Genomic DNA, 20,153 nt, shown 5'->3' with positions numbered 1-20,153 from the left:
CAGCAGCCACACCGACGAGAGAGGAAGACCGGTGGGATACGGACTCGGGGTCGACCTCGGCACCACGTTCACCGCGGCCGCCGTCGAGCGCGACGGTCACGTCGAGATGGTGACGCTCGGCGACCGGTCGGCCGCCGTGCCGTCGGTGGTCCTGGTGCGGGAGGACGGCGGCGTCCTCACCGGCGACGCCGCCGACCGTCGTGCCGCGACCGAGCCGGACCGGGTCGCCCGCGAGGTCAAGCGGCGCCTCGGCGACCCGATGCCCCTCATCCTCGGCGGGTCGCCCTACGCGGCCGCGCAGCTCATGAGCATGCAGCTCAAGGACGTGGTCAAGCTCGTCAGCGAGCGCGAGGGCGCCGCCCCGTCCGCGGTCACGCTCACCCACCCGGCGAACTGGGGCCCGTACAAGAAGGAGCTCTTCGGCCAGGTCCCGCAGAACGCCGGCCTGCGCGACGTCCGGATGCTCACCGAGCCCGAGGCGGCGGCCGCGCACTACGCCGCGAACGAGCGCCTCGACGAGGGAGCGCTCGTCGCCGTCTACGACCTCGGCGGCGGCACCTTCGACGCCACGGTCCTGCGCACCGCGGGCCGGGGCTTCGAGATCCTCGGGACGCCCGAGGGTCTCGAGGGCCTCGGCGGCATCGACTTCGACGAGGCCGTCTTCAACCACGTCGACCGCAGCCTCGGCGGCCCGCTCGCGGCTCTCGACCCGTCGGACCCGCACGACACCAGCGCCGTCATCCGCCTGCGCCAGGACTGCGCGCGGGCCAAGGAGGCGCTCTCGGCCGACACCGAGGCGACGATCCCGGTGATGCTGCCGACGCTGCAGACCGAGGTGCGCCTGACGCGCGGCGAGTTCGAGGAGATGATCCGGCCCTCGATCAGCGCCACCATCGAGACCCTCAACCGGGCGCTCCTGTCGGCCGGCGTGACCCCCACCCACCTCTCCACCGTCCTGCTCGTGGGCGGCTCGTCACGGATCCCGCTGGTCTCCCAGATGGTGTCGGCCGAGCTCGGCCGCCCGACGGCGGTGGACGCCCACCCGAAGCATGCGATCGTCCTCGGCGCCGCGGCGATGTCGGGCCGCGGCTACACCGACGACCGCGGCCAGTTCACCGGCCCGCGCAGCGGCGCGGCCCCGGTGACGACGACCCTGAACCAGGGCGGCGGTCCTCGCACCGGCGGCGGCCCGCGGACCGGCGGGTCCTCGACCGGCCCGAACAGCGGCATGATCCCGGTGGCGCACCGGACCGGCGGCTTCCCGGCCGCGAAGCGCCCGGGGATGCGCCCGCCCACCGGCCCGATCCCCACCGGGCGCACCGCGGCAGCCCGGATGGGGCCACCGATGCGCCCCGCGGCGCCGGGCACGACGGTGCCGCCGCCGGCGCTGAGCGCCTCCGGCACCCCGGCGGCGGGCATCCCCGCCCCGGCGCTGGCCGGGTCGGGTTCCGACACCACGGCAGCCGGCTCGGGCGGCTCCGGTGCCGCCGCCACCCTGCGTCGACGGCTGCCGCTCGTCATCGCGGCAGCCGCGCTGCTGCTGCTCGTCGGCGGGGGCGCGATCGTCTACGGGCAGGTCTCCAACGCCACGTCCACCGCACCGGCGGGTCCGCCCACCGCCGTCGCCCCGGGCCCCACCACGAGCGAGCCGGTCCCCAACCAGGAGTCCGCGGCTTCCGTCGCGCCCACCCAGGCGTCCCGCAACTCCGGCGGCAGCGGCAGTGGCGGCGGCTCGAGCTCCGGGGGCGGCAGCGGCGGTGGAGGAGGAGGCGGCGGTAGCGGCGGGGGTGGCGGTGGCGGCGGGCACCGCACGACCTGGCCGACGACCACCCATCCCGAGACCGAGTGCTGCACCGACGGGGGCACCACGGACGGTGGGACCACCGACGGTGGCAGCGAGGGCACCAGCCCCTGACGGGTCAGCGGGGTCGGTGGCCCCGGCTCGGCACGTCGATCTCGCCGGTGTCGACGGAGCCGCGCGCGTCCTCGGCGGCGGCCCCGTCGTCGTCGAGCTCGGCCGGCGACGGGGTCTCCTTCGCGTGGATGACGAACCACGCGACCCAGCCCGCGACGGCGACGCCCACGAAGCTGACGAGGCGGTAGAGCAGCACCGCTGCGAGAGCGGGACGCGACGGAACGCCGCCGGCGACCAGCGCGGCCAGCAGCGCGCCGTCGACGAGACCGAGACCGCCCGGCAGGAACGCGGCGCTCGAGGCGGCGGTGGCGGCGGCATAGGCGACGAGCACCAGCGCGAGGGTCATCCCCCGCGCGCCGACGGCCGCGCAGCAGGCCGCGAGGCACCCGATGTCGAGGATCCAGTTGGCGAGCGCGGACGTGCCGATGACGAGCCGGCCCTTGCCGCGGAGCTCGATGAACTGGAGCGCGGCGATCTGCTCGGCGAGCTCGGCGACGCCGTTCTCGCGGGGCTTGCGGCGCACGCGGTTGACCAGGCGCAGCCCCCACGAGCCGGCCGTGACGAGCAGGCCCGGGCGCCGGGCGACGACGATCACGCCGGCGCCCACCGCGGCGACACCGACGATCTGGAGCACGAGCCAGGGCAGCGAGGTCGGGCGGCCGCCCACCACGAGCGCGGAGCCCAGCGCGATCGCGGCGAGCGCGAGGCTCGCGGCGACGCCGCCGGCGACCATCGTCCACGTGGTGGCAGGACCGGTGGCACCCCAGGCCCGGCGGCGCTTGTAGGTGTAGGCCGTCGACAGCGCGGCCCCGCCGGGCACGGTGAGGTGCAGCGCGTTGGCCGCGAGCGTGGCCATGGTGACCGCGCCGAGCGAGACCCGGACGGCGGCGGCCACGAGCAGGCGGTGGTGCAGGATCGAGAAGGCGACCAACGCGCCCGCCTCGCACGCGACGGCGACCACGACCCACATCGGGTCGGCCCCGATCAGCGCCGCCCCCGCGTCCTTGACGGTCGGCCAGACGATGACGATGCCGGTGGTGATCGCCGCGGCGACGACCAGGCCGGTCGCGATCCGGAGCAACCTGCGGGTGCGCGGGGAGGCGCCCGTCAGTCCCGCCGACGCGGTGGTCACGGTCGCGCTCACCCCTCCAGTGTCCTCCTGCCCGGACGTCCACCGACGGGTGACCGATCACGTCCGGCCGCACACGCCGTCCGCCCCGAAGATCACCCGACCGGTGATCGGCCGGCGACGAGCGGTCCTTCCGGGTCCTGCTGGTGCCGCTGTCGCCGGACGAACCGACGAGGTGGCGGTGACATGCTGCCCGACGACCACGGCGCCCCGACGCGCCCCCGTCCTTTCCCCCCGCCGCGGCCCGTTCGAGGACGCATCCCGCCGCGTGGACAGCGGCCTGCTCCTGGTCGGGAGCCTGCCCGTCGACCCGACCGACGAGGGGTTTCGTCGGGCCGACCCTTTCGCCGACCGCGTCGCCGACCTGCCCGACGGCCAGTCGGGACCGCGCGGCGACCCTGCGCGAGCGCGCCAGGGTGGTGGCCGCCGCCCGCGGCGAGGGGCAGGATCGGGTCCGTGGTCGGCATCGTGGAGGTGAGCCCGCGCGACGGGCTCCAGAACGAACGGGCGCTGCTGGAGACGGGCGCGAAGATCGAGCTGATCGAGCGGGCCACGGCGGCCGGCGCGCGGCGGATCGAGGCGGTGTCGTTCGTCCACCCGAAGCTGGTGCCGGCGATGGCCGACGCCGAGGCGGTGATGGAGGGACTGCACCGGGCCGACGGCGTCTCGTACATCGGGCTGGTGCTCAACCGGCGCGGCTACGACCGGGCGGTGCAGGCCGGCGTCGACGAGGTCAACGTCGTCGTCCCCGCGTCCGACGGGTTCGCCAAGGCCAACCAGAACTCCACGACCGAGGCGCTGACCGAGGTCGCCGAGGAGGTCCTCGCCGAGGCGGCGGGCCGAGACCTGTTCGCGTCGCTGACGATCGCGACGTCGTTCGGGTGCCCGTTCGACGGCGAGGTCGACCCGGACCGGGTGATCGAGGTGGCCCGCCGCGGCGCGGCCGCGGGGGCGAGGGAGATCGCGATCGCCGACACGATCGGCGTCGGTGTCCCCACCCAGGTCCGGACGCTGCTCGACGGCGTGCGCGCGGTGGCCCCGGACGCGCTGATGCGCGCGCACTTCCACAACACCCGCAACACCGGCTTCGCCAACGCCGTCGCCGCGCTCGAGGCGGGCGCCGACTGGCTCGACTCGTCCAACGGCGGCATCGGCGGCTGCCCGTTCGCCCCGGCGGCGACCGGCAACATCGCCACCGAGGACCTCGTCTACCTGCTCGACCGGATGGGCCACCCGACCGGCCTCGATCTCGACGCGCTGCTGCCGATCGCCGCCTTCCTGTCCGACCAGCTCGGCTACACCGTCCCCGCCCTGCTGCCGCGCGCCGGCACGTTCCCCGGCTGACGACCCACGCCAAGGAGATCGATCGAATGAGCGAGCTCGAACAGCTGTCCATGCTGATCGGCGGCAAGCCGACCGGTGCGATCTCGGGGAAGACCTTCGCCACCGAGAACCCCTACACCGGCCAGGCCTGGGCCGACATCCCCGACGGCGGCACCGAGGACATCGACGCCGCCGTGGGTGCGGCGCGCGCGGCTCTCGACGGTGAGTGGGGGCAGATGACGGGCTTCGCCCGCGCCGCGCGCCTGCGCAAGCTGGCCGAGCTGATCGGCGAGAACGCCGAGCGGCTGGCGCGCCTCGAGGTCAACGACTCCGGCAAGCTCTACCGCGAGATGCTCGGGCAGCTCCAGGGCCTCGGCGGCTGGTACCACTACTACGCGGGGCTCGCCGACAAGATCGAGGGCGCGCAGATCCCCTCCCCGAACCCGAACTACCTCGTCTACACGCGCCGCGAGCCGGTCGGGGTGGTCGCGGCGATCACGCCGTGGAACTCGCCGCTGCTGCTGATGAGCTGGAAGGTCGCGCCGGCGCTGGCCGCGGGCTGCACCGTGGTGATCAAGCCGTCGGAGCACGCGCCGGGCTCGACGCTCGGGTTCGCGGAGCTCATCAAGGAAGCCGGGATCCCCGACGGGGTCGTCAACGTGGTGACCTCCGCCACCGGCGCGGCCGGTGCGCACCTCGCGGCGCACCCCGGCGTGGACAAGGTCGCGTTCACCGGGTCGACGGCCACCGGGCGCAAGGTCGCCGCGGCCGCCGCCGAGAAGCTGCACCCCGCCACGCTCGAGCTGGGCGGGAAGTCGCCGCAGGTCGTGTTCCCGGACGCCGACCTGCAGGCCGCGGCGAACGGGCTCGTGGCCGGGGTCTTCGCGGCGACGGGGCAGACGTGCATGGCGGGCTCGCGGCTGATCGTGCACGCCGACGTTCACGACGAGCTGGTCCGCCTGGTGGCCGAGCGGGCGTCGCAGATCAAGCTGGGCGACCCGTTCGGCGAGGCGACCGAGATGGGCCCGGTCGCGAACAAGATGCAGTACGACAAGGTCGTCGGGTATCTGCGGACGGCGCGCGACGAGGGCGCGACCGTCGCGTACGGCGGCGTGGCCGACGAGGGGCTCGGCGGCTACTTCGTCCAGCCGACCGTGCTGTCGGTGAAGCCGACGGACACGGTGTTCCGCGAGGAGGTGTTCGGCCCCGTGCTCGCCGCGGTGACGTTCACCGACGAGGACGACGCGATCAAGCTCGCCAACGACACGCCGTACGGGCTCGCCGGTGCGGTGTGGACGAAGGACGTGCACCGCGCGCACCGGGTGGCCGCGAGGATCAAGGCCGGCTCGGTGTGGATCAACGCCTACCGCGTCGTCGCGCCGAGCGTGCCCTTCGGCGGCTTCGGCGACTCCGGCATCGGCCGCGAGAACGGCGTCCACGGGATCGACGCCTACCTCGAGACCAAGGCCGTCTGGGTGGAACTGACCGGCGGCACCCGCGACCCGTTCACCCTGGGCTGACCGTCAGCCCAGGTCGCCGCGGGAGAAAGTCCGCGACGAGCCCGGGCACCGCCGCGTCGAACCCGGCGATCGACCTCTCGCCCCTGCTCCTGCGCCCACGTCATCGGCAGCGCGCAGTCGGTGCCGCCGAAGGGCAGGTCGGACGCCGCGCGAGCCGAACGCGGCGTAGAACGCCGCGTCGAGGGAGTCGACGATCTCCCGGATCGCCGTCCACTCCCCCGATCCGCGTAGCCCCCGCCCGGAGGCGTAGGTACGCAGGGCGAGCAGCAACGCCGTCGGGTGCACCCGCCCCCGCCGGGTGGGCCAGACGCAGCAGGTCGCGGTGGGTCCGGCCCTCGCGCTGCCGGTACTTCACCGTCCGGAACGCCGACGTCGTCGACGTCCGGCGTGGTGTACCAGCGCGCGACGGCGCGCCGCAGGCCGCGGCCCCACCCGCGGAACTGCTCGACATGTTTCTCGTGAGCACTTTCCCGCCCTATCACGCGGGAAAGTGCTCACATACCGGCCTGGCGCTCCAGCAGCGGGTCGAGGCGGAACGGGACGAGCTGGCGCATGACGAGCGCGGTCGAGGTGCGCTCGACGCCCGGGACGGCGAGCAGGCTGCCGGCGATCGTGTAGAGCGCGTCGGCGTTGCGGGCGACGACCTGGACGAGCAGGTCGTCGTCGCCGGCGAGGCCCACGACCTCGACCACCTCGGGGATCCGGGCGAGCGCCTCGGTCACCTCGGCGAGCCGGCGCTGGTCGACGCGCGTGGTGACGTAGGCGCGCAGCGGGTGGCCGAGCGCGGCGGGTTCGATGCGTCGGGCGAAGTCACCGACGACGCCGCGGCTCTCCAGGCGGGTCAGGCGCGCCTGGACGGTGTTGCGCGCGAGACCGAGGCGCTCGGCGAGCGCGACGATCGTGGCGCGCGGCTCCTCGCCGAGGGCCTGCAGCAGCCGGGCGTCGACCCGGTCGACGGGTTCCGGACTGGCCATCCTGCTCACTCCTCGACCCGGTCGGCACCGCTCGAACGACCATAGTGCGCACCCTGATCGCCAACGCTTGCGCACTTCGAACTCATGACGAACGCTTCGGGCACCAATGTGCGACCGGAGGCCAACGATGACATCCACCCGTCCCGCACCGGCACCGCTGCACGGCGAGGCGCCGGAGCGCGAGGCGCTGCAAGCGGTGGAGGACCGGGTGCTCTGGCTCGCCACCGCGATCATCGACCACGCCAACCGCGTGCGCGCCAACCCGAGCGGGCTCAAGGTCGGCGGGCACCAGGCGTCGTCGGCGTCGATCGTCTCGATCATGACCGCGCTGTGGTTCCACACGCTGCGCCCCGAGGACCGCGTGTCGGTCAAGCCCCACGCCTCGCCGGTGCTGCACGCGATCAACCACCTGCTCGGCGAGCTCGACCCGTCGTACCTGACGACCCTGCGCGAGGCCGGCGGCCTGCAGGCCTACCCGTCGCGCTCGAAGGACCCCGACCCCGTCGACTACTCCACCGGTTCGGTCGGCATCGGCGCCACCGCCCCGATCTGGGGCACGATCGCGCGCCGCTACACCGACGGTCTGTCCGGGAAAGCGGGCACCGGGCGCCAGTTCTCCCTGGTCGGCGACGCCGAGCTCGACGAGGGCGCGGTCTGGGAGGCCGTGCTCGACCCGATGGTGCGCGAGCTCGGCGAGGTCTGCTGGATCGTCGACTTCAACCGCCAGAGCCTCGACCGCGTCGTCCCCGAGATCTCCGCGACCCGGCTGCACGGGCTGTTCTCCGCCGCGGGCTGGCAGGTCATCACCGTGAAGTACGGGCGGCTGCTCGCCGACCTCTACGCCCGTCCCGGCGGCGACGCCCTGCGCCGGCGCATCGACGAGATGACCAACCCGGAGTACCAGCGGCTGTTGCGGTGCACGCCGCTGCAGCTGCGCGAGCGCCTGCCCGGCGACGGGCCCGAGGGCCCCGACAAACAAGCCCTGGCCGCGCTGCTGCGCGACGTCGACGACGGCGCCGTGCACGCGGCGATCCGCAACCTCGGTGGCCACGATCTCGGCGCGCTCGCCGACGCCTACGACGCCATCGACGACACCCGCCCCACGGTGATCTTCGCCTACACCGTCAAGGGCTACGGGCTCGCGACGCAGGGCCACCCGCAGAACCACTCCAGCCTCCTCACCGAGACCCAGATGCGCGCGCTCGCCACCGGTCTGGGCACCGACCTCGACGACCCGTGGGCCCCGCTGCCCGACGGCCCCGCGGCCGACCTGTGCCGGACGACCGCGCAGCGCCTGCGCCGCTCGCCGGTCACCCCGACCGCGCCGCCGGCCATCCCCGACGACCTCGAGCGCACCCCCACCGGCACCGGCCACACCCAGCAGGCGCTCGGCCGCGCCCTGCTCGACCTCACCCGCACCGCCCCCGAGGCCGCCCGCCGCGTCGTCACCGTCAGCCCGGACGTCACGTCGTCGACCAACCTCGGCGGCTGGCTGAACAAGGTCGGGTCGTGGTCGGCGCACGAGCGTCGCGACTGGTTCGCCGACGACGCCGAGACCATCCTGCACTGGCACGAGAAACCCAGCGGCCAGCACATCGAGCTCGGGATCGCCGAGACCAACCTCGTCGGGCTGCTCGGTGAGCTCGGCGCCACCTGGTCGCGCTGGGGCGAGCCGCTGCTGCCGATCGGGGTGCTCTACGACCCCTTCGTCTCCCGCGCCCTCGAGCCCTGGGCCTTCGGGATGTACGCGGGCGGCCAGTCGATCCTGGTCGGCACGCCGTCGGGGGTCTCGCTGGCGCCGGAGGGCGGCGCGCACCAGTCGATCACCACGCCGTCCATCGGCCTGGAGCAGCCCGGCTGCGTCGCGTTCGAGCCCGCGTTCGGCGTCGAGGTCTCCTGGTGCCTGCTCGACGGGCTCTCCCGCCTCGGGCGTCCCGGCGGCTCGTCCACCTACCTGCGCCTGTCCACCGTGCCCGTCGACCAGAGCCTCGCCGCCGTCCCGTCCGACCCCGCCGCGCGGGCCCGGCGGCGCCGCGAGGTCGTCGCCGGGGCCTACCTGCTGCGCCGCGCCGCGGGTACCCCGCAGGTGACGATCGCGGTGATGGGCGCGCTGGTCGGCCAGGCCGTCACCGCCGCGGAGCGCCTCGGGGAGCAAGGCGTCGGCGCCGACGTCGTCGTGGTCACCAGCCCCGACCGGCTCTTCCGCGCCCTGCGCGCCCGCACCGCGGCGACCGGCCCCACCGAGTCCGCGCCGAGCTGGATCCTCGACGCGGCGTTCCCCGCGGACCGCGCGGCGAAGCTGGTGACGGTGCTCGACGGCCACCCGCACACGCTGGCGTTCCTGGCCTCGGTGCACGGCGGCCGCGCCGCGCACCTGGGCGTCACGGACTTCGGCCGGTCCTCCGACCTCGCCGGCTCGTGGGCCCACCACCACCTCGACGCCGACGCGATCGTGGCTGCCGCGCTCGTCTGAGGGGTACCCCGCCGCGATGCTCGACTGGCTCGCGGCGTCGGACCACGCCACCGCACGCTGGGTGGTCCAGCACCTGGTGGCGCTCGCGTACGTCCTCGCGTTCACGGTCGCGCTCGCGCAGTTCCGGCCGCTGATCGGCGAGCGCGGGCTGACGCCGATCCCGCGGTTCCTGGCGCGCACGACGGCCCGCCGGCACCCCAGTCTGTTCCACCTGCGCTACTCGGACACGCTCTTCCGCGTCGTCGCCGGGACCGGGCTCGTCCTCGCGCTGGCTGCCCTCGCCGGTGCCACCGACCTCCTCCCGCTCGGTGCGGGCCTCGCGCTGTGGGGCCTGCTCTGGGTGCTCTACCTGTCGATCGTCAACGTCGGCCAGGTCTGGTACGGCTTCGGCTGGGAGTCGCTGCTGCTCGAGGCCGGCTTCCTGGTGACGTTCCTCGGCCCGGCGGACGTGGCCCCGCCGCTGCCGGTCCTCCTGCTGCTGGTCTGGCTGCTCTTCCGCGTCGAGCTCGGGGCGGGCTTGATCAAGATGCGCGGCGACCCCTGCTGGCGCGACCTGACGTGCCTCGACTACCACCACGAGACCCAGCCGCTGCCGGGTCCGACGAGCTGGTGGTTCCATCACCTGCCCCGCCCGCTGCACCGCCTCGAGGTGCTGGCCAACCACGTCACTCAGCTCGTCGTCCCGTTCCTGCTGTTCCTCCCCCAGCCGGTGGCGTCGCTCGCGGCCGCGGTCGTCGTCGTCACCCAGGGCTGGCTGGTGAGCAGCGGCAACTTCGCGTGGCTGAACTTCCTGACGATCTCGCTGGCGTTCGCCGCGGTCGACGACGCGTACCTGCGCTGGTTGCCGGTGTCGCTGCCGGCCCCGGCTCCGCTGCCGGTCTGGTTCGCGGTCCTCGTCCTCGCCGTGTCCGTCCTGATGCTCGCGCTCTCGGTGTGGCCGGTGCTCAACATGGCCAGCGGCCGCCAGCTGATGAACGCCGGGATCACGCCGGTGCACCTGGGCAACAGCTACGGCGCGTTCGGCTCGGTGACCCGGGAGCGCGAGGAGGTCGTGCTGGAGGGCACGGACGATCCCGAGGGCCACGACGACGCGGTGTGGCGCGAGTACGACTTCCGCTCGAAACCCGGCGACCCCTACCGCCGGCCACCCCAGACGGCGCCGTACCACCGCCGGCTGGACTGGCTGATGTGGTTCGCGCCGATCGCCCCGCGCATGGCTCGCGGCTGGCTGCCGACGCTGCTCGACCGCCTGCTCGAGGCCGACGCGCCGACCCTGCGCCTGCTGCGCCGCGACCCGTTCGACGGCGAACGCCCGGCGTGGGTCCGCGCGCGCCTCTACCGCTACCGCTTCACCACCCGCGAGGAACGCCGCGCCACCGGCGCGTGGTGGCACCGCGAGCTGATCGGCGACTACCTGCCGCCCCGCAGCCGGCCCGCGTCACGGACGTCGGCGCCGTAGACCAGTCGCTGCGCGGCCCGGATCCCCGCCGCGTACACCGGTCCGAGGCGACCGCCCCGCGCGAGCGCCGCCCGCGCCGCGTTCGCTCCCGGCGCGCCGTGCACCGCTCCGGCCGGGTGCGCGGTGGCGCCGGCGAGGAAGAGCCCGTCGACGGGGGTGTCGGGGCGCCCGAGGCCGGGCGTCGGACGGAACACCAGCATCTGGTGGACCTGCGCCGTACCGGCCATGAGCGCGCCGCGGACCAGCGAGGGGTTGCGGGCCTGCAGGTCGCCGGGCCGGGAGACGACGCGGGCGACGACCCGGTCGCCGAAACCCGGTGCGTGCCGCTCGATCACCGCGGTCATGCGGCGCACCTGCTCGTCGAGCTCGGCGTCGGTGAGCATCCGCGCGTGCGGCAGATGCGTGTACGCCCAGACCGACTCGGTCCCCGGCGGCGAGCGCAGCGGATCGGCCAGGGTCATCTGCCCGAGCAGCAGGAACGGGTCACGGGGCACCCGGCCGGCGGCGAGGTCGGCCCCGAAGCCGACGAGCCCGGCGACGTCGCCGCCGAGGTGGACCGTCCCCGCCTGCCGAGGCTCGGGCGCGGTCCACGGGATCGGCGAGGACAGCGCCCAGTCGACCTTGAGGATCGCGTCGTCGTACTGGAAGCGCGCGAGGTCGTCGACCAGCCGCGAGGGTAGGTGCTCGTGCCCGACGAGCTCGCCGTAGAGCACCGGCGCCGGCACGTCGGCGAGGACCGCGCGCCGCGCCCGCACCAGCCCGCCGGCCGCATCGACGACCCCGACCGCGCGCCCACCCTCGACCAGGACGCGGGTGACGGGTCGCTCGCAGTCGACGGTCCCGCCGCGGTCGGCGAGGCGCGCCACCAGCGCGTCGGTGATCGACCGCGCGCCGCCCGAGGGCACCGGGAACCCCACGTCCTGGGCGAGCATCGAGAGCAGCCAGCCGAAGGCGGTGCTCGCGGTCTGGGTGACGGCGAGGTCGGTGTGCAGGGCGTTGCCTGCGACGAGCACGCGCGCGCCCTCGCCACGGAACTCCTCCTCGCCGAACCGCGTCGCGGGCAGCAGCAGCCGCCGCGCCAGCCGCAGCGTGTCCGGGCCACCGAGCGTCCGCATCACCGTCGCCGCGTCGCGCACGGGCGGGAACGGCCCGAGGAACGCCGCCATCAGCGGGTCGCGCAGCCGCCGCCACTCATCGGCGAGCCGGCGCCACGCGTCGCCGTCCCCGGGCGCGAAGCGGTCCAGCGAGGCGGCCGTGACGTCGACGTCCCGGGAGATCAGGACGCCGCGGTCGTCGGGCAGCACGTGGGCCAGCGCGGCCGGGGCGTGGCGCCACGCGAGCCCGTAGGCGTCGAGACCCAGACCTCGCAGCACCGGCGACACGAAACCCATCGGGTGGAACGCGCTCCCGAGGTCGCTGCGCCAGCCCGGCGCGGTGATCTCCTCGGTGCGTACCGCCCCACCGGGCGCGTCGGACGCCTCGAGCACGCGGACCGACCAGCCGCGGTCGGCCAGCAGGTTCGCCGCCACGAGCCCGTTGTGCCCCGCCCCGACGACGACGGCGTCGGCGGTCTCGCCGGACGGGATCGCGTGTGCGGCAGAGGTCATGCGCGCAGGATGCCCGCTCAGTGCGGTCCGAGCAGGTTCGTCCGGACGTCGACGAGGTGGGCGACGCGAGCTGCGCGACCTGACCCCGGTCGTGGGCACGTGCGGCACCGACCGGGTTCTCGCATCGGGCGGGTCGTTCTTTACGCGGACAGACCAATCCTCAGGACCGAGTGGGCGCACCTCTCCCGGAGGAGCCGGTGGAGCGCGACAATCCGGCTCATGAGCACCCGCCTGTGGCACCCGTTCTCCGACATGGCGGCCGTGGACGGCCACGAGTTCGTCGTCGACCGGGGCGAAGGCCCCTGGATCTACGACGAGGCCGGGCAGCGGTACCTCGACGGCTGCGCGAGCCTCTGGTACTGCAACGTCGGCCACGGTCGCCGCGAGATCGCCGAGGCCGCGATGGCCCAGATGACGAAGCTCGAGTCGTACTCGTGCTTCGCGGACATCGCGAACCGCCCGGCCCTGGAGCTCGCCGACCGTCTCGCCGACCTGGCCCCCGTGCACGACGCGAAGGTCTTCTTCGGATCGGGCGGAGCCGACGGCATCGACACCGCCATCAAGATCGCCCGCGGGTACTGGCAGGCGCGGGGCGAGAGCCGGCGCGTGCACGTCGTCTCCCGCGAGACCGGCTACCACGGCACCCACGGCTACGGGACCTCGATCACCGGGATCCCGCCGAACCGCGAGGGTTGGGGCGTGCTCGCCGGTGAGAGCTCGGTCGCCCCGCTGCACGACCTCGACGGCGTCGAGAAGGTCTTCGCCGAGGTCGGCCCGGAGCGGATCGCGGCGTTCGTCATCGAGCCCGTCACCGGGGCCGGCGGCGTGCACCTGCCCGTCGACGGCTACATCGAGGGCGTCGCGGAGCTGTGCCGGCGCCACGGGGTGCTGCTCGTCGTCGACGCCGTGATCTGCGCGTTCGGGCGCCTCGGCACCTGGTTCGGCATCGAGCGCTTCGGCGACATCCGCCCCGACATGATCACCTTCGCCAAGGGCGTCACCAGCGGCTACCTCCCGCTCGGCGGGGTGATCACCTCCGGCGAGGTCGCCTCGCCGTGGTGGACCACCCCGGGCGAGCGCACCCTGCGCCACGGCCCGACCTACTCCGGTCACCCGACGGCGTGCGCCGCCGGGCTCGCGACGCTCGACATCTACGAGCGCGAGGGCCTCATCGCGCGCGGCGGCGAGCTGGAGATGCCGCTGTTCGAGGCGCTCGCGCCCCTGACCTCGCACCCGTACGTCCACGAGGTGCGTGCCGGCTTCGGCTTCCTCGCCGCGGTCGAGCTCGAGCAGGACGTGCTCGACGGCGTCCCCGACGCGCCCAACGTCCTGCTGCGCGCCGCGCGGAAGGCGGGCGTGCTCGTCCGCGGACTCGGCAAGGGTGTCGCCGTGTCGCCGCCGCTGACCGTCGGGCAGGAGGAGATCGACCTGCTCGCCCAGGCGATCCACGCCGGGCTCGACGACCTGCCCGTCGAGAGGCCGGTCCCGGCCGCGCCGGGCGCGTGAGCACGCTCCTGGTCGCGGGAGCCACGGGCAATGTGGGGTCCGAGGTGGTGCGGGCGCTCGACGGCGTCGAGGTCCGTGCCCTCTCGCGACGGGGAGCCGCGGTCGGGGACGCCGTCCCCGTGGTCGGGGACCTCGGCGACCGGGCCGGCGCCCGAGCGCTGTGGCCGGGCGTCGATGCCGTGTTCCTGCCCGCCGGCCACCCCGACGTGCCCGGCCTGCTGGCCGACATGCGCGACGCCGGCGTGCGCCGGGTCGTCCTGCTCTCGACCGGCGCGGTGGTCGGCGGCGACCTCGACAACGCCGTCACCCGCTACAACGTCGTCTCCGAGGCGGCCGTGCGGGACTCCGGACTGGAGTGGACGGTGCTGCGCCCGAGCGGGTTCATGTCGAACGCGCTGCAGTGGGCGCCGCTGGACGATGTCGTCCGCGAACCGTTCGCGGACGTCCCCGTCGCCGTGATCGACCCCGCCGACATCGGGGCGGTGGCCGCCCGCGCGCTCACCGACCCCGACCTGGCCGGTCGCAGCCTGCGCCTCACCGGTCCCGAGGTGACACTCCCCGCCGAGCGGCTGGCCGTGCTCGCCGAGCTCCTCAACCGCGACCTCCGCCTGGACCCTGAGCCCGACGACGAGGCGCGCGCGAGGATGACCGCGGCGATGCCGCCGCAGTACGTCGACGCCTTCTTCCGCTTCTTCCGCGGGGGCGAGTACGACGACGGTCGCGTCACGACCACCGTCCCCGATCTCCTCGGCCGACCGGCCCGCACGTTCCGGCAGTGGGCGCAGGTTCACCTGGGCGCCTTCTGAGCGGACACTGACCCCATGCAGACACGGGTCGACCTCAACGCCGACGCCGGCGAGAGCCTCGGACGCTGGAAGCTGGGGCACGACAGCGAGCTGATGGTCCACGTGACCTCGGTGAACGTGGCCTGCGGCTACCACGCCAGCGATCCGGTGACGATGCGCGAGTCGGTGCGCACGGCCGTCGCGACCGGCACCGCGATCGGCGCCCACCCCGGGCTGCCCGACCTCGTCGGCTTCGGGCGCCGGCGGATGGCGCTGCGTCCCGACGAGGCCGCCCAGCTCGTGCTGTATCAGACCGGGGCGCTGCAGGCGACGGCTCGCGCGGAGGGCACCGAGGTCGTGCACGTCAAGCCGCACGGCGCGCTCTACGGCATGGCGCTGACCGACCCGGAGATCACGTCCGCGATCACCGAGGCCGTACTGCGCCTCGACCCGGGCCTGCTGATCTTCTGGCTCGCCGGGCCGACCGCGGAGCTCGCCCGCTCGCTCGGTGCGACCGTGGCGCGCGAGGGCTTCGCGGACCTCGAGTACGACGACGAGGGCCACATCATCGTCGAGCCCGAGCCGAAGGCCAAGGACCCCGACGCCGTCGCCCAACAGGCCGTCGACCTGCTCGAGGGGCACGTGACGTCGAACTCCGGCAAGCACCTCGACGTCGAGGTCGACACCATCTGCCTGCACGGCGACCGGCCGAACGCGGTCGAGATCTGCGAGACGCTGGTGCGGCGGTTCGAGAGCCTCGGCGTCGAGAAGGTGCCGGCGGTGTCGCTGCTGCGCGGCTGACTACAGTCCGATCAGGTGCCACATGATCAGGCCGTGCACGTCCTGGGCCTCCTCGGGCGAGACGCAGTCGACCTCGAACATGGTGCGGCCCACCTTGATCCCCACCACGGTGGCCTCGGTGACCGGCTGGTCGGTCGTCGTGATGTACGAGCAGCTGACGATCTGGCGCAGCGGCACCGACGTGAGCGCGACGCGCCCGTCGTCATAGACCGCGTCCATGAGCAGGATGCGACGGTTGGTGACCCCGACGAGGGCGATGGGCCCCTGCCGGTTGCCGAAGATCCCGTAGATCTGCTCGCCCTCGAGGATGTCCCGGCGGATGGCCTGCACGCCCGGGCCGTGGGACTGGACGACGCCCGCGCGGTGCTCGGGCCGGCGCGGGCCGCTCAGCTGACCGGAGTCGTAGGCACGGTTCTGGAGCGACATGGCGTCTCCTCGCTGCGCACGGGGCGTCATCACCGTCTGACCGAGTGTGCGCGAAGCGAGGCGTCGACTCCATACCGTGAGCGATTTCGCCGACGAGATAGGGCCTTCGGTTCTAGTCGGTTGGGCCGGACAGCCGGGCGATGAGCGTCCTCGGGGCGACCCGGCGGTAGGCCGTCGACGACGATCTCGCGGACCTCGTCCCACGCAGGCCCGTCCGGACGGAGGTCCAGGAGCATCGCGATCCAGTCGCGTCCTGCGAAGGGCGGGCCGAAGAACTGCTCGGGGTCGACGGCGGCCAGCTCGTGCCGCGCTCCCGGAGGCGCCGCGGCCCACCGGGCGACGGTCCATCGTCACCACCCGCGCGCCGCGAACGGGGACTTCGAACGCATAGACGCAGCGAACAGCACGTTCGCTGCTAACCAGACCCGGGATCCGCCAGCCACGTCTCCAGCGTCGTGATGTCGTAGGTCCCGTCGACGACCGCCGGCGCGTCGAGCAGGCGCCGGTGCAGGCCGATCGTCGTGGGGAGGCCGTCGACGCGGTACTCCGCCAGCGCCCGGCGCCCGCGCGCCAGGGCCTCCTCGCGCGTCGGCGCCCACACCGAGAGCTTGGCGACCAGCGAGTCGTAGAACGGCGGGACGACGTCGCCCGCCGTCAGCGCGGTGTCGACGCGCACGCCCGGCCCGCCCGGCAGCTCCAGGCCGGTGACCTCGCCCGGGGAGGGCAGGAAGTCCTGGTCGGGGTCCTCGGCGTTCACCCGGAACTCGATCGACGCCCCGCGGCACACGACGTCCTCCTGGCGCACCGACAGCGGCACGCCCCCGGCGATCCGCAGCTGCTCGGCCACGAGGTCGAGGCCGGTCACCCACTCGGTGATCGGGTGCTCGACCTGGATGCGCGTGTTCATCTCGATGAAGAAGAAGTCGGCCGCGTCCCCGCAGCCCTCCACGAGGAACTCCACCGTGCCCGCGCCGACGTAGCCCACCTCGCGGGACAGCCGGACGGCCGCGTCGCAGAGCGCCTGCCGCACCGACGGCGAGAGCCCCGGCGCCGGCGCCTCCTCGAGGATCTTCTGGCGCCGCCGCTGCAGCGAGCACTCCCGTTCGAAGCAGTGCACGATGTGGCCGTGGGTGTCGGCGAGGACCTGCACCTCGACGTGCTTGGGCCCCTGCAGCGCCCGCTCCACGTAGACCGCGTCCGAGCCGAACGCCGACGCCGCCTCCCGCTGGGCCTCGACCACGACCTCGCGGAGCTCCTCGGCGTTCGCCGCCGGGCGGATGCCGCGGCCTCCCCCGCCCGCCGAGGCCTTGACCAGCACCGGGTACCCGACCTCGTCGGCCGCCGCGACGGCGTCGTCGACCGAGGACACCTCGTCGGACCCGGGGACGACGGGCACGTCCGCCGACCGCGCGAGGGCCCGCGCCGCCGCCTTGTCCCCCATCGTCGCGATCACCGACGAGGGCGGTCCGACGAACGTCAGCGCCGCCTCCTCGACCGCGGCGGCGAACGCCGGGCGCTCGGAGAGGAAGCCGTAGCCGGGGTGGATCGCGTCGACGCCGGCGGACTTCGCGGCCTCGAGCACCGCGTCGGCGTCGAGGTAGCTCTTCGACGCCGCCGACTTCCCGATGTGCACGGCGTCGTCGGCCGTCCGCACGTGGGCGGCCGAGGCGTCGGCGTCGGAGTAGACGGCGACCGCGCGGATCCCCAGCTCCCGGCACGCCCGCACCACGCGCAGGGCGACCTCGCCGCGGTTGGCGACGAGGACGCTCCGCAGGCTGCTTCGACGCGGCAGCTCCCCGCTCGGCGTGCTCGTCTGATCGCTTCGTGCCGTCACGTCTCCAGCTCGACCAGGTCCTGGCCGATCGTCACCTCGTCCTCGTTCTCGACGAGGAACGCGGAGACCGTGCCGGCCGCGTCCGCCTTGACCTCGTGGAACGTCTTCATGACCTCGACCAGGCCCACCGTGTCTCCCTCGGACACGGCCGCCCCCTCCGTCACGTACGGGTCGGCGTCGGGCGAGGGCCGGTGGTAGAAGACGCCGGGCGTGCGGGAGGTGATCTTGTGACTGCCCACCGAGGTCCTCCTAGGACGCGAGTGCGGAACGGATGCGGTCGAGCGTGGTGTGGCGGTCGCGGCGCACGGTCAGCGCGCCGTCGAGGTCGACCGGCACGAAGCGCGTCCTGTCGCCGGTCTTGGTCTGGGCGAGCCGGTCGCGGTCGACGGACACGACCGTGCCGAGCGTCGCGTAGCCGCCGCCGGTGACGGCGTCCTGCAGCAGCACGATCGGCTCGACGCCGCCGGGCACCTGCACCGACCCGACGGGGTAGCCGCAGTCGGTGACGTTGGCGGGGTCGCTGCCGGCGCCGAACGGCTGTTCGCGGGGCACGAACGCCAGCTCGGCGCCGCGGAAGCGGTAGCCGACCCGGTTGGCGTCCGAGGTCACCTTCCACTCGGTGTCGGTGAACCGCGCGAGGCTGTCCTCGGTGAGCCGGTAGCTGTGCAGGCCGACCAGCAGGTGCACCTCGGCGGTCGACGGGTGCACCGGGACGTCCGAGGGGTCCAGCCGCCGCCCGGCACGAGGGTCACGGGCGTCGTTCCCGATCGCGAGCTCGTCGCCGGCCCGCAGCGCCCGCCCCTCGAACCCGCCGATGCCGACGAGCGTGTAGGTCGAGCGGCTGCCGTAGTACAACGGCACGTCGATGCCGCCGGCGACGGCCACGTACGGGCGCGCGCCGGCGCGCAGCTGGCCGAACGTCAGCACGGAGCCCTGCGCCACGGCCGCGGACTCCCAGAGCGGGATCTCCTCGCCGTCGACGAACGCCGGGATGTCGGCGCCGGTCACGGCGATGACGGTGTCCTGCGTGAACTCCAGCGTCGGGCCGAGGTACACGGCCTCCAGGGAGGCGGCGCCCGGCTCGTTGCCGACCAGCGCGTTGCCGACGTGGTAGGCGAACGAGTCCAGCGCGCCCGAGGGTGGGAAGCCGATGCTGTAGTAGCCGAGCCGCCCGGTGTCCTGGACCGTCGTCTCGAGCCCGGGGTCACGCACGAGGATCATGGGTCCGGCTCCTCTGTCGGCGTGCCCCCCGTGATGCTCCGCGGACGATGGATGCTCACCCGTACAGCACCTCCTTCATCGCGGCGTTGGTGCCGTCCGGGTCGGCGAGGAACCGGCTCGGCGAGAACTCGAGCTCCGTGAACGAGTAGCGCCACGTGCCGGCGTCGACCTGCGCGCGCACGTCGTCGTACTCCTCCTGGTCGACGCGGCGGTAGTTGATGACGTCGCCGTGCTTGAAGAACACCACCGAGTCGTTCTCGGCGAAGTCCGGCAGGCGCTGCTCGCCGTCGAAGATCGGGGCGGGCGCCGAGCCGAAGAGCTGGTAGCCGCCGGCGCCCTTGACCGGGTAGATCACGGCGAAGGCACCGCCGAACCCGAAGGCCCGCTCCGGGGTCTCGGTGCGCGGGCGGACGTACTTGGGCACCTCGACCTGCCGCTCCCGGGGCACCAGCTGGAAGCACCACGGCAGGCCCGGGACGAAACCCATCATCGTCACCAGGTACGGCGACGCGGCGAGCGCGTCGATGAAGTCCTCGGTCGAGGAGTAGCCGTTGATCCGGGCGCCGTAGTCGAGATCGGTGCCCGTCGGGTCCTGGTGGCGGTCGCGGAACTTCATGAGGACCTCGTGGGTCCACGGGTCGTTCAGCATGATCGGGACATCGATGATGCGGGTGGCGACGGTGAGGTCGTCCGGGTGTCCGCCGACCTCACCCTCGATCCGTTGGAGCTCGCGCACGAGGTCACGCGGGTGGAGCCGGTCGGGATCGACGCGGACCATGTACGACGCGTTCGACGGCGCGATCTCCTCGACCCCGGGGATGGCCTCCTCGGCCAACCGCCGCGTGATCCCCAGCGACGTGAAGTGCACCGGCAGGCTCATCGCCGGGGACAGCTCCACGTAGACGAACTCGTCGCCGCCGTGGTCGTACCGCGTCTCGGTCTCCGTCTCCGTCCCGGCGCTCATGAGGTCACCTTGGCGGCGTCCGCGACGGCACGCCAGACCTGCGGCGGGGTGAGCGGCATGTCGAGGTGCGTGACCCCGCGAATGCCCGTCCCCCCGAGAGGATCCGTCTGAGGACCCACGATCTCCCGTGGCGGTGAGGACAGGAGATCCTTGGTTCGACAGGCCCGGATGGGTGCCGATAAATATGATCGTCGTCACACTAGACCTTGTTCGTCG

The 20,153-nt window shown here is 73.9% G+C and carries 17 protein-coding genes and 1 pseudogene; 8 read left to right on the top strand and 10 right to left on the bottom strand.

Annotated elements, in window-relative coordinates:
* Nucleotides 1-31: 31 nt before the first annotated feature.
* On the top strand, nt 32-1,915 hold the full coding sequence (locus tag AC2A1K_RS26275) for an Hsp70 family protein (RefSeq protein WP_483899290.1): 1,884 nt from the start codon (nt 32-34) through the stop codon (nt 1,913-1,915).
* Between the two features lie 4 nt (nt 1,916-1,919).
* Here AC2A1K_RS26275 and AC2A1K_RS26270 read toward each other — a convergent pair whose 3' ends face one another.
* Nucleotides 1,920-3,059, bottom strand: a complete 1,140-nt coding sequence (locus AC2A1K_RS26270) for a lysylphosphatidylglycerol synthase transmembrane domain-containing protein (protein WP_483899289.1) — start codon at nt 3,057-3,059, stop codon at nt 1,920-1,922.
* Nucleotides 3,060-3,500: 441 nt separating this feature from the next.
* On the opposite strand from AC2A1K_RS26270, the gene AC2A1K_RS26265 reads away from it, so the two are divergent.
* A complete protein-coding gene (locus AC2A1K_RS26265; protein WP_483899288.1) occupies nt 3,501-4,388 on the top strand; it encodes a hydroxymethylglutaryl-CoA lyase in 888 nt (295 codons plus the stop codon).
* Nucleotides 4,389-4,414: 26 nt separating this feature from the next.
* Complete coding sequence (locus AC2A1K_RS26260; protein WP_483899287.1) at nt 4,415-5,887, top strand: aldehyde dehydrogenase; 1,473 nt, start codon at nt 4,415-4,417, stop codon at nt 5,885-5,887.
* On the opposite strand, the pseudogene AC2A1K_RS26255 reads toward AC2A1K_RS26260, so the two are convergent.
* The 3 genes and pseudogenes from AC2A1K_RS26255 to AC2A1K_RS26245 form a co-directional block, all read right to left on the bottom strand.
* A pseudogene (locus AC2A1K_RS26255) lies at nt 5,818-6,030 on the bottom strand (hypothetical protein); the annotation flags it as partial. The gene AC2A1K_RS26260 and the pseudogene AC2A1K_RS26255 sit on opposite strands and share 70 nt — an antisense overlap.
* Nucleotides 5,988-6,338 carry a TROVE domain-containing protein gene (locus AC2A1K_RS26250; protein ID WP_483899286.1) on the bottom strand — a complete coding sequence of 117 codons (351 nt, stop codon included), beginning with the start codon at nt 6,336-6,338 and terminating at the stop codon, nt 5,988-5,990. The gene AC2A1K_RS26250 and the pseudogene AC2A1K_RS26255, both read right to left, overlap by 43 nt.
* A gap of 43 nt (nt 6,339-6,381) precedes the next feature.
* A complete protein-coding gene (locus tag AC2A1K_RS26245; protein ID WP_483899285.1) occupies nt 6,382-6,861 on the bottom strand; it encodes an Lrp/AsnC family transcriptional regulator in 480 nt (159 codons plus the stop codon).
* A 127-nt stretch (nt 6,862-6,988) separates the two neighbouring features.
* Here AC2A1K_RS26245 and AC2A1K_RS26240 point away from each other — a divergent pair, with 127 nt between their 5' ends.
* On the top strand, nt 6,989-9,334 hold the full coding sequence (locus tag AC2A1K_RS26240; protein ID WP_483899284.1) for a transketolase-like TK C-terminal-containing protein: 2,346 nt from the start codon (nt 6,989-6,991) through the stop codon (nt 9,332-9,334).
* A 16-nt stretch (nt 9,335-9,350) separates the two neighbouring features.
* Nucleotides 9,351-10,793, top strand: coding sequence for a lipase maturation factor family protein (locus tag AC2A1K_RS26235; RefSeq protein WP_483899283.1), 1,443 nt, complete (start codon nt 9,351-9,353; stop codon nt 10,791-10,793).
* Here the strand turns inward: AC2A1K_RS26235 and AC2A1K_RS26230 are convergent.
* Nucleotides 10,745-12,400 carry a phytoene desaturase family protein gene (locus tag AC2A1K_RS26230; protein WP_483899282.1) on the bottom strand — a complete coding sequence of 552 codons (1,656 nt, stop codon included), beginning with the start codon at nt 12,398-12,400 and terminating at the stop codon, nt 10,745-10,747. The two genes, AC2A1K_RS26235 and AC2A1K_RS26230, sit on opposite strands and share 49 nt — an antisense overlap.
* A 219-nt stretch (nt 12,401-12,619) precedes the next feature.
* Here AC2A1K_RS26230 and AC2A1K_RS26225 point away from each other — a divergent pair, with 219 nt between their 5' ends.
* Genes AC2A1K_RS26225 through AC2A1K_RS26215 form a run of 3 tightly spaced genes read left to right on the top strand, consistent with a single transcriptional unit; the run spans nt 12,620 to nt 15,492 of the window.
* The gene (locus tag AC2A1K_RS26225) at nt 12,620-13,906 is read left to right on the top strand and encodes an aminotransferase family protein (protein ID WP_483899281.1); all 1,287 of its coding nucleotides are present in this window, start codon (nt 12,620-12,622) and stop codon (nt 13,904-13,906) included.
* Nucleotides 13,903-14,712 (top strand): SDR family oxidoreductase, encoded by an 810-nt coding sequence (locus tag AC2A1K_RS26220; RefSeq protein ID WP_483899280.1) that lies wholly within the window; start codon nt 13,903-13,905, stop codon nt 14,710-14,712. Before AC2A1K_RS26225 ends, AC2A1K_RS26220 begins: the two co-directional genes overlap by 4 nt.
* A 15-nt stretch (nt 14,713-14,727) precedes the next feature.
* A complete protein-coding gene (locus AC2A1K_RS26215) occupies nt 14,728-15,492 on the top strand; it encodes a LamB/YcsF family protein (protein ID WP_483899279.1) in 765 nt (254 codons plus the stop codon).
* On the opposite strand, the gene AC2A1K_RS26210 is transcribed toward AC2A1K_RS26215, so the two are convergent.
* The 5 genes from AC2A1K_RS26210 to AC2A1K_RS26190 form a co-directional block, all read right to left on the bottom strand.
* Nucleotides 15,493-15,918, bottom strand: a complete 426-nt coding sequence (locus AC2A1K_RS26210) for a hypothetical protein (protein WP_483899278.1) — start codon at nt 15,916-15,918, stop codon at nt 15,493-15,495. It abuts the gene before it with no gap.
* A 415-nt stretch (nt 15,919-16,333) separates the two neighbouring features.
* Nucleotides 16,334-17,752: an acetyl-CoA carboxylase biotin carboxylase subunit gene (locus AC2A1K_RS26205; RefSeq protein ID WP_483899277.1), complete on the bottom strand. Its 1,419-nt coding sequence runs from the start codon at nt 17,750-17,752 to the stop codon at nt 16,334-16,336.
* Nucleotides 17,749-17,991 carry an acetyl-CoA carboxylase gene (locus AC2A1K_RS26200; RefSeq protein WP_337706486.1) on the bottom strand — a complete coding sequence of 81 codons (243 nt, stop codon included), beginning with the start codon at nt 17,989-17,991 and terminating at the stop codon, nt 17,749-17,751. Before AC2A1K_RS26200 ends, AC2A1K_RS26205 begins: the two co-directional genes overlap by 4 nt.
* A 10-nt stretch (nt 17,992-18,001) precedes the next feature.
* The gene (locus tag AC2A1K_RS26195; RefSeq protein ID WP_483899276.1) at nt 18,002-18,973 is read right to left on the bottom strand and encodes a 5-oxoprolinase subunit C family protein; all 972 of its coding nucleotides are present in this window, start codon (nt 18,971-18,973) and stop codon (nt 18,002-18,004) included.
* 55 nt (nt 18,974-19,028) lie between these two features.
* The gene (locus AC2A1K_RS26190; protein WP_483899275.1) at nt 19,029-19,937 is read right to left on the bottom strand and encodes a 5-oxoprolinase subunit B family protein; all 909 of its coding nucleotides are present in this window, start codon (nt 19,935-19,937) and stop codon (nt 19,029-19,031) included.
* Nucleotides 19,938-20,153: the final 216 nt, after the last annotated feature.

Source organism: Actinomycetospora sp. 2LY8.5, assembly GCF_057180585.1.
This window is presented reverse-complemented; position numbering and strand designations above follow the sequence as displayed.